General features: G+C 69.9%; 3 protein-coding genes. 2 read left to right on the top strand and 1 reads right to left on the bottom strand.

Annotation, left to right across the window (positions count from 1 at the left end):
* The first annotated feature begins 196 nt into the window (after nt 1-196).
* Entirely contained in the window at nt 197-1,477 is a 1,281-nt protein-coding gene (locus PX701_RS17730; RefSeq protein ID WP_275507036.1) for a TrkH family potassium uptake protein, read from the top strand.
* Nucleotides 1,470-2,168 (top strand): potassium channel family protein, encoded by a 699-nt coding sequence (locus tag PX701_RS17725; RefSeq protein WP_231429346.1) that lies wholly within the window; start codon nt 1,470-1,472, stop codon nt 2,166-2,168. The genes PX701_RS17730 and PX701_RS17725 overlap by 8 nt, the downstream gene beginning before the upstream one ends.
* A 71-nt stretch (nt 2,169-2,239) precedes the next feature.
* Here PX701_RS17725 and PX701_RS17720 read toward each other — a convergent pair whose 3' ends face one another.
* A complete protein-coding gene (locus PX701_RS17720; RefSeq protein WP_275507035.1) occupies nt 2,240-10,429 on the bottom strand; it encodes a DUF7507 domain-containing protein in 8,190 nt (2,729 codons plus the stop codon).
* Nucleotides 10,430-10,518 lie beyond the last annotated feature (89 nt).

Genomic DNA, 10,518 nt, shown 5'->3' with positions numbered 1-10,518 from the left:
GTGCCGTCGAATCGTCCCAACGCTTCCCTGCCGAGCGCTGCGATCAGAGCCGACGCCCCACGACCTCACCCGCAACGGCATCCGATCGCTCTAGAGTTGGCCCGTGGCACCATCCGCACCGTCGGCCCTGAAGCGTCGAGGGCGCCTTCGCTCCCTCCGCCTGCATCCGGCCCAGACCGTCGTGGCCGGCTTCGCGATGGCCGTGCTCGGCGGCACCGCACTGCTGATGCTGCCGATCTCGAAGGCCGGGCCGGGCGGCGCCTCGTTCGTCGAGGCGCTCTTCACCGCGACATCCGCCGTGTGCGTCACCGGGCTGACCGTCGTCGACACCGTGACGTACTGGTCGCCGTTCGGGCAGGTCGTGATCATGCTGCTGATCCAGCTCGGCGGCCTCGGCATCATGATCTTCGCCTCGCTCATCGGCCTCGTGCTCGCACGGAAGATCTCGGTGCGCTCCAGGCTCAACACCGCGGCCGAGGCGAAGGCGACCGGCCTCGCCGACGTGCGGGGGCTCGTGCGGGGCATCGTGAAGATCACGTTCACGATCGAGCTCGCGATCTTCCTGCTGCTCGGCCTGCGCTTCCTCTTCGGCTACGGGTACGGCCTCGGCGAGGCCGCCTGGCACGCCGGCTTCCTCGCGGTCTCCTCCTTCAACAACGCGGGCTTCGCGCTGTACAGCGACAACCTGATGGGCTTCGTCGCCGACCCCTGGATCTGCCTGCCGATCTCGGCGGCGATCATCCTCGGCGGCCTCGGCTTCCCGGTGATCATGCAGTTGCGCAAGGAATTCCGCCGGCCGCTGCACTGGACGATGAACACGAAGCTCGTGCTCTGGGGCACGGTCGTGCTGCTCGTGGCGGGCACCGCCTACCTCACTCTCATCGAGTGGGACAACCCCGAGACGCTCGGCGGCCTCGACCCGGCGGCACGCCTGCTCGCCGGCTTCTTCCAATCGGTGCAGACCCGCACGGCCGGCTTCAACTCGATCGACATCGGCGCGATGCACGACGCGAGCTGGCTCGGCATGGACGTGCTGATGTTCATCGGCGCCGGCCCAGCGGGCACCGCCGGCGGCATCAAGGTCACGACGTTCGCGGTGCTCTTCTTCATCATGATGACCGAGCTCCGGGGCGAGGCATCCGTGAACATCTTCGGCAAGCGGCTCAGCCGCGCCGTGCACCGGCAGGCGATCACCGTGGTGCTCATCGCCGTCGCCGCGGTCGTCACCGGCACCGCGGTGCTGCTGCTGATGACGGGCCTCGACCTCGACCGCGTGCTGTTCGAGGCGGTCTCGGCCTTCGGCACGGTCGGCCTGTCGACCGGCATCACGGCCGACCTGCCGGATGCCGCGAAGGTCGTGCTCGTCCTGCTCATGTTCCTGGGCCGGATCGGCCCGCTCACGCTCGGCAGCGCGATCGCGCTGCGCGATCGACGCCTCCTCTACGAACTCCCCAAGGAAAGGCCGGCCATTGGTTAGGTTCCCCATCTTCGGCGGCGACCCCGCTCGCCGCATCGCCGAGGCCGACTCGGTCGCCGTCATCGGGCTCGGCCGGTTCGGCAGCTCGCTCGCCATCGAGCTCATGGCGGGCGGCACCGAGGTGCTCGGCATCGACCTCGACGAAGAACTCGTCCAGGCCCACAACGGCGAGCTCACGCAGGTCGTGCGCGCCGACTCCACGAAGGAGGAGGCGCTGCGGCAACTCGCGATCGACGAGTTCGACCGCGTCGTCGTCGCGATCGGCGGGGATGTCTCGGCGTCGATCCTGACCTGCTCCGTGCTGCTGAGCATGAAGATCCCGGTGATCTGGGCGAAGGCCGTCGACGATCGGCACGGGCTCATCCTCGAGCAGCTCGGCATCCAGCACGTCATCTACCCGGAGAAGGACATGGGACGCCGCGTCGCCCACCTCGTGCGGGGCGCGGCGCTCGACTACATCGAGGTCGCACCGGGGTACGCCCTCGTCAAGACCGCCGCGCCGTCGGTGCTGCACGGCAAGCGCCTCGGCGACACCGGCATCCGCGCGAGCCACGGCATCACGATCGCGGCGTTCCAGCACGGCGACGAGGCCTGGCGCAACGCCGACAACGCGACCGTGCTGCACGAGGGCGACACCATCCTCGTGGTCGGCCCGACCGCCAATGCCGAGGCGTTCGCGCAGCTGCGCTGAGCCGACGGGCGGACCACCCGGACGACCGCGCCCCGCTGAAGGGGTTGGGGGCGCGGTCGTCCGGGGGCGTCTCAGCGGGCGGGTGTCCCGTTCCGGTCCTTCCGGCGGCGTGTGATGACGAACAGGATGCCTCCGGCGATGACGAGTGCGCCCCCGAACGCCCAGGGCGCACCGGCTTCGAAGCCCGTGGCCGCCAGGCCGGCGGGCGGAGCGGGCGGCACGTCGACGTACTCGGTGACCGCGGGTGCGACCACCGGGTCGTCACCGTCGGGCGGGCTCGCGACGGCGAACGCGGTGTTCGCCACCTCCTGCGCCGCGACGTCGGCCGAGGTCACCGCATAGGTCGCCCTCGCCGTCACCGACTGACCCGGTTCGAGCACGCCCGGCTCGCCCGGCCAGTCGTAGGTCAGCTCCGAGAGCCCCTCCATCTGGTCGACGATCTCGGCGTCGGTCACGGTCACGTTGCCCTCGTTGGTGAGCGTGAACTCGTAGGTGATGACGTCGCCCTCGCCCGACACCTGATCGGGGTCGACCGCCTCCTTCGTCAGGTCGAGTGCGTCGACTGCGCCGAAGTAGTGCGACCAGTCCTCATCCGTGACCGGCGGTCCAGGCGGAACCTCCTCGCCGTCGACGCCCGTCGTCGGCGGGGGTGTGGCCGTCACCGACCCCAGGTTGGCGTACTGGCCGGCCGTCGCCACCCCGGTCGCCGTGCACTCGACGGATTCCCCGGCGGCGAGCGGGCCGGGGACCGCGTTGCTCCCCGTTCCGGCGCAGTCGATCTGGTCGGCGGCGACCTGGTCGTCGGTGACGACGACGTCCGTCAGCGGAGTGTTGCCGGTGTTCGTCACGACGTAGGTCCACGTCACGGCGTCGCCGATCGGGACGTACGGGCCGGTCGGCTCGTCGGCGTCGACGCCGTTCGTCGACTTCTCGATGTCGACCGCCGGCTCGGCGCCGAGGTAGTGCGACCAGTCCTCGTCGGTCACCTCCTTCGGCGGCAGGGGCTCGCCGTCGGGCCCGATCGTCTCCGGCCCGACCGCCGCGACCGTGCCGAGGTTCTCGTACTGGCCCGCCGTCGCCGTGCCGGTCGCCGTGCACTCGAACGTCTCGCCCGGAGCGAGCGGGCCGGCCACCACGTTCGTGCCGTCGCCGCAGTCGATCTCCGACGCCGCCACCTGGTCGTCGGTCACGGTGATGCCGATCAGGTCGACGTTGCCCGTGTTCTCCACGAGGTACACCCAGCGGACCGGGCCGCCGACGGCCACGAGTGGGCCGGTCGGTTCGTCCGCGTCCTCCGTGTTGGTCGACTTCTCGATGTCGACCGCCGGCTCTGCGCCGAAGTAGTGGTCGAGATCCTCGTCGCCGACCTCCTCCGGCGGCAACGGGTCTCCGTCGGGCCCCGTCGTCTCGGGGCCGAGCGCCGCGACCGTGCCGGTGTTCTCGTACTGGCCGGCCGTCGCCGTGCCGGTCGCCGTGCACTCGAACGTCTCGCCCGGCGCCAGCGGCCCCGCGACCACGTTCGTGCCGTCGCCGCAATCGATATCTCCCGCATCGACCTGGTCATCGGTGACCGTCACGTCGGTCAGGTCGACGTTGCCCGTGTTCTCCACGAGATACGTCCACACCACCGGCCCGCCGACCTCGACCAGCGGGCCGGTCGGCTCGTCGGCCTCCTGGCCGTTCGTGTGCTTCTCGATGTCGACCGCCGGGTCCACACCGAAGTAGTGGTCGAGATCCTCATCGCCGACCTCCTCCGGCGGCAGCGGGTCGCCATCCGGCCCCGTCGTCTCCGGCCCGAGCGCCGCGACGGTGCCGGTGTTCTCGTACTGGCCGGCCGTCGCTGTGCCGGTCGCCGTGCACTCGAACGTCTCGCCCGGGGCGAGCGGACCGGCGATGACGTTGCCGCCGGTGCCGTCGCAGTCGATCTGCGCCGCATCATCGTCGAGCATGTCGTCGGTCACGGTGACGTCGGTCAGGTCGACGTTGCCCGTGTTCTCCACGAGGTACGTCCACACGACCTGATCACCCACGGTGATCGCCGGACCGGTCGGCTCGTCGGCCTCCTGGCCGTTCGTGTGCTTCTCGATGTCGACCGCCGGCTCTGCGCCGAAGTAGTGGTCGAGGTCCTCGTCGCCGACCTGCTTCGGTGGCAGCGGGTCTCCGTCGGGTCCCGTCGTCTCGGGGCCGAGCGCCGCGACGGTGCCGGTGTTCTCGTACTGGCCGGCCGTCGCCGTGCCGGTCGCCGTGCACTCGAACGTCTCGCCCGGCGCCAGCGGACCGGCGACCACGTTCGTGCCGTCGCCGCAATCGATATCTCCCGCATCGACCTGGTCGTCGGTCACGGTGACGTCGGTCAGGTCGACGTTGCCCGTGTTCTCCACGAGATAGGTCCACACCACCTCGTCGCCAACGGTGATCGCCGGGCCGGTCGGCTCGTCGGCCTCCTGGCCGTTCGTGTGCTTCTCGATGTCGACCGCCGGCTCTGCGCCGAAGTAGTGGTCGAGATCCTCATCGCCGACCTCCTCCGGCGGCAGCGGGTCGCCATCCGGCCCCGTCGTCTCCGGCCCGAGCGCCGCGACCGTGCCGAGGTTCTCGTACTGGCCGACCGTCGCTGTGCCCGTGGCCGTGCACTCGAACGTCTCCCCCGGAGCGAGGGGGCCGGCCACGACGTTCGTGCCGTCGCCGCAGTCGATGTCCACCGCGTCGACCTGGTCGTCGGTCACGGTGACGTCGGTCAGGTCGACGTTGCCCGTGTTCTCCACGAGATACGTCCACACCACCTCATCACCGGCGTTGATCGACGGACCGGTCGGCTCATCGGCCTCCACACCGTTGGTGTGCTTCTCGATGTCGACCGCCGGCTCTGCGCCGAAGTAGTGGTCGAGATCCTCATCGCCCACCTCGGGCCCCGGAATCGGCTCGCCGTTCTCGTCGACCGTGTCGGGCCCTCGGCCGATGACGCTGCCGAGGTTCTCGTACTGACCGGCCGTCGCCGTGCCCGATGCCGTGCACTCGAACACCGCACCCGGCGCCAGCGGCCCCGCGACGACGTTGCTGCCGGTGCCGTCGCAGTCGATCTGCGCCGCGTCGTCGTCGAGCATGTCATCGGTGACGGTCACGTCGACGAGGTCGGTCGTGCCGGTGTTCGTCACCGTGTACGTCCAGTTCACCGTGCCGCCGACTGCGACGAACGGACCGGTCGGCTCGTTGTTGTCCGTCGTGTTCGTCCGCTTGACGATATCGACCGCCGGCACGTCGGCGAGCGCGAGGTCGATCGTGAAGTTCGTGAACTCCGGCGCCAGGAGCGGCGGCGCGAGATCCGCGACGTCGTCGTTGATCGGTCCGTTCGCGCCGATCAGACGCGGGTCTGCGCCGGTCGAGTACCGGTATGCGAGCGTGATCGGCGCACTCGTCAGGCCGGTCTCGGCCGGATCGCGGGTGTCGGTGTTGTTGTTCGACACGTTCTCGTTCTCGTCGTTCGAGTCGCTGTTGCGGGTCAGCGCGGGAACGTAGCCCTCGACCGGCCCGCCGGCACGGAACTCCGTCGCCGGGATCCGCGCCGAGTACGTTCCGGCGGGAATCGCGGAGACCGACCAGCGACCGTCGGCGTCGGTCCGCTCGGTCGCGACGACGTCACCGTTCTCGTCGAGCAGCTCCACCACGACGTCCACGACCGGGTCGTCGACGCCGTCGGTGTAGCGTCCGTCGCCGTCGCGATCGAACCAGACGAGGTCGCCGACCGAGAAGCCCGGCATCTGCACGTACGGCTCGTTCGACAGCAGCGGCTGGTTCGGGAAGGTGGCGGAGTAGATCTGCGCCCGGTTCACGTAGAGGTTGTCGAGGTCGTTGCTCGTCGACACCATCGGAATGAGCGCTCGCACGCGAGTTCCCGTGTCGAGCGCCGTCGACGAGACGAACCGCACCGCCGTCACGTCGTCGAAGTCGGTGATCTCCGCAGCCGTCTTCCACAGGCCGCCGGCAGTGGCCGGGTTCGCGTTCGCCGCGTTGCGCGGGTCGTGGTTGATCGTCGACGGGTCCGCGGTGGCGTAGTACCAGGTGCCCGGCACATCGCCCGTGAGCTTACGGACGTAGGTCGGCGGGTCGAGCGGGCCCGTCAGCTGCGCCAGTCCCTGGTAGGAGGAGGCGAACTGGTCGCGTGCGGATCCGACGCCGTCGGCCCCGTCGCCGTTCCACGGCAGCACGTCGATGACGTCCGTCGGCAGGAAGGAGATCACCGTCGACGAGTTGCCCCAGTCGAGCGACCACGTGTACTCCTCGCCGCTCGCCACGAACGGCTTGTCGACACCCTTGACCAGGCCCAGCTGACCCGACCCGGTCGCCATGGTGGTGGCGGTCGCCGTGGGCGCGTTCTCAGCGGTGTCCGACATCGCCTGCACCTGGTTGACGTACGTGTCGCCGGGCTGCGCGACCGTCTCGAGCGTCGCGCACAGCTGCAGCGCGGTCGCGCCGGTGCGGATCCAGTAGTTGGCCGCGGTCGTCGTGATGTCCCCGAGCAGGAACGTCACCTCGCGGGTCGCCGCGTTGTAGCTGACGGTCACCCCGGCGGGCAGCCTGCTCTCGGTGCAGGCCTCGTTGTAGGTGAGGCCGGCCGGGACGGTGTCCACGAGCCGGAGGTCCTCCACCACGGCGCCCACGGCGGCGTCGTTGACGCCGACGCTGAGGTTCCAGATGGCGTCCTGACCCGGGAGGTACGTCGCCTGCCCGGCGGACTTCGCGACGATGAGGCGCAGTCCCTGGTATCGGACCTCCTGCTGCATCGTCGCCCAGTCCTCACCGCGAGGGCCGGTCGACCAGCCGCCGACGTTCGAGAGGCGGATGCCCGTCAGCAGCGGCTCCCCGTCGTTCGGGCCGCCGTTGTAGGACCCGCGGGCCCGCAGGAACATCCGCAGGTCGAGCCGGAACGCCGAGTGCTCGACGTGGTCGGGCTCGACGGGACGGATCCGCACCATGTTGACCTGGTCGCGCCAGTCGGCGCCGAACTGCGCGGGGTCGGTGTGCCACGGGCCGGCGTCGTCACGGCATCCGGTGTTGTCGCCAATGAGCGACGTGCGGTCCACCGGGTAGAGCCCTCCGACCTGCGCGCCCGCCTGGGTGTCGACGGCATTGGTGCCGACGCCGTACTCGATGACGTACTCGGATGCGGTGGCGCGGCCCTGCGCCGTGAACGTGGCGGGGGCGTCGAGCTGGAACACCGACACGTCGAACGTGTCGCAGACCATGGGGTTGTCGATCGGGAACCCGATGGCGTCCGGCGCACCGGGCGCCTGGACACCGCGGGCCGTGCCGGTGTTGCGGATGCCGGACCAGTCGACCTCGAGGCCCGCCCACGACTGGACCCGCTGCCCCGAGGCGACCGTCGTGTTGTCGGCCCACGCGTTGCCGGCCTCGTTCGTGAAGTACTTGTAGCCCGTGATCGGGAGGTTCGCCGCGAGCTGCCGCGAGACGTCCTCGTAGACGATGCCGCCGTCCTGGTTGGTCTCGGGCCAGCTTCCGGAGTTGTTCAGCAGCACGCCCTGCGGGATGTCCTCGCCCGCGTTGGGCCCGCCGTTGTACTGCCAGCGCGACTGCAGCGGAACGTAGAGCCCGAGGGTGAAGGGGCCGACCTCGACGTGGCCGGCGTTCACCGGGCGGGCCCGCACCATGTTGACCTCGTCGCGCCAGTCGGCGCCGAAGGTCGCCGTGGGGTCCGTGGTCCACGGGCCGTCGTCATCGCGGCACCCCCGCACGTCGGTCACGTTCGCGGTGTTGTCGAGCCCGTTGCCCGTGCCCGTCTGCGTATCGACGGTGTTCGAGCCCACCGCGTACTCGATGACGTAGTCGTTGCGATCGAAGTTCGGGTTGGTCGGGTTCGCCTGCAGGTGCGGGTTCGGGTCAGTTCCCGTGACCGGTGTGAGCGGGTTGCCCGAGACGCGCCACACCGACACGTCGAACACGTCGCACACCACCGGGTCGGTGACCGAGATGCGGCTGGTCGTCGCCGTCGTCCAGACGTGCGAGTTGACGACGTCGCCGAGCGAGAACTGGTTCCAGTCGTTGAGGCCGCCGGCGATGCCCTCGTACTGCTTGTTGCCCTGCATCGTGCCGCAGTCGCTGACCGTGCTGCGCACGTTGAAGGTGCGCGTCGAGACATTGTTGCCGGTCGCGGTCGTGTCGTCCCAGCCGGGCTCGAACCCGGTGTCGTTGATGGGCCAGTCGTCCGCCGTCCAGCCATCGGTCTCACGCGCCTCGTTGCGGAACGAGAGCGTGTCGTTCACGTTGGCCCGGCACGGGTCGGGCACGGTCGGCGTCGGGACGAAGAAGATCGCCTGCCACGTGTTGGTCTTGGTGTTGTTGCCGTTCGCGTTCGGCGTGAAGCTCATGTCCCAGCCGTCCGCGGGCTGCACCCCGGTCTCGCACGTCGGGGTGCCCGTGTTGAAGTTTCCGGAGTGGCCCACGCAGCCCGTGAGCACGGCACCGGGCCAGTCCGGCATCACATCCTTGAACGCGATCTGGTCGATGTTGGCGCTGAGGATGTTGCCGTTCGACTCGTTGACGCTGAACTGGTAGACGACTTGGAATCCGGGCACCGCAGGGGTGGCGGGGTTGTTGTCGAGGTCCCGTTCCTGGAACGAGACGTTCCCGGTGTTGGTCTTCGACAGGTCCCACCGGGGCTCGGTGATGTTGAACTGACGAGGCACCACGTTGTCGCCCGTCGCGGTCGAACCGTCCCAACCGGCCTCGAAGCCGGGGCCGACGCCACCCGGAGGGTTGTTCGGCTGTCCGCCGGTCATGTGCCAGCCGTCGGTGTCCTCGACGTGGTTCTCCCACGACACCGTTCCGGTGGGCGGCGTGTCGCCGTGCTGCCAGGTCGGGTCCACCGAGCGGTACGCGTCCTCGGTGGGCACGAAGACCTCCACCAGGATGCGCGTGCTGTCGTACGGCGAGTTCGACGGCTTGCTGGCCGTCATCGTCCAGCCGTCGGCGCCGGCCGCCTCGTCGATCGGACAGGTGATCGTCCAGCCGCTGCTGAGTCCGATGTTGTCGAGGCGGCGGGGCAGGCAGAAGGTCATGACCGCGTTCGGGAACTTCGTCATCCGGTCGGTGAACGTGATCGGCCACTGCAGGTCGGATCCACCGGCACCGCGGAGGTTGAGGAGGTCGATCCAGTACTGAACCCGGAATCCGGGCGTCACCACGCCGTTGATGGTGCGGGTCGTCGCGCCGGGCGCGGCCTGCAGCGACTTCTTCGCCTCCCACTCCGCGGTGCCGGTGACCTCGATGACCGGGCCCGAGACGGTGTTCGACGGAGCGGCGTCGTCCTGACCCGCGTAGGCGCTGGCCGTGACCGACGCGAAGCCCGGGATCGGCGTGTCGTCGGCGAAGCGGTACGCGAGCTGCACCGTGCCGACGTTCGACGACATCGGCCCGAGGTTGCACACGACCGTGATCGACCCGTCGGCGTTCGTCGTCGCCGACGACGGCGGGTTCGCCCCGTTCGCCGCCGCGAGGCATCCCGCAGGCAGCCCGTTGGTGCCGGGGCCGGCCAACTGGAGCCGGGAGTCCGCGACATCGCTCGGGTCGTCGGGGTTCGAGACCGGGTCGATCGTCATCTCGATGACGACGTTCGGCACGCTGACCCCGGTGGGGAGGCCCGTCAGCGACACCGAGTAGTTCTGCAGCACCGTGTCGCCGACGCGCACGATGCAGTTGCCGGGCCCCGTGTCCAGTCCGGGCCCGTCCGTCGCATCCCACGGCGGAGCACCCGTCGTCGCGTACCCCTCGCACGAGTTCGGAATCTGCAGGCGGTCGACCTCGAGCGTTGCGATCGGCTGCAGCCCAGCGTCGCGGTTCGGGGCCTGCGTCGCGCCGGCGATCGTGATCGGACCGGTGATGCCGCGCTCCGGATTGCCGGTGGTGGGCACCTCGGCTCGCGTGAACACGTTCTGCCCTGAGGCGGTGTCGGGGAAGCGGTGCGCACCGGGAGCGATGACGCGCACGTAGACCGCGCCGTCCGCGACGTTCGCGAAGCTGTAGGCGCCGTTCGCGGCGCTCGTGGTGGTGCCGACGATGGGACCCGTCGGCCCCGACAGCAGCTGGACGGTGACGCCGCCCTTGACGGACTCGTCAGCCGTCCGGAGGCCGTCGCGATTCGCATCGGCCCACACGGTGCCGCTGATCAGGCTGCCGGCGGCCGCGCGCGCGGCGTCGCCGGCGAACGGCAGGAAGAGGCTCGCCACCATCGCCAGTACCGCGATGAACACCGCCGCCAAGCGGGTCCCTCGACGAACCACTGAGACCTCGTCGGGGGTCGTGACCGCCGACCCCTTGCCCCCAACATCCATGCTGCAGC

Source organism: Agromyces chromiiresistens, from assembly GCF_029167465.1.
GTDB lineage: Bacteria > Actinomycetota > Actinomycetes > Actinomycetales > Microbacteriaceae > Agromyces > Agromyces chromiiresistens.
Note: the sequence above shows the minus strand (reverse complement) of the source record. Positions and strands in the feature narration are given on the sequence as shown.

What these genes read in the sequence shown, in the direction of transcription:
- PX701_RS17730 (WP_275507036.1), top strand. Translation starts at nt 197, where the DNA reads ATGGCCGTGCTCGGCGGCACCGCACTGCTGATGCTGCCGATCTCGAAG.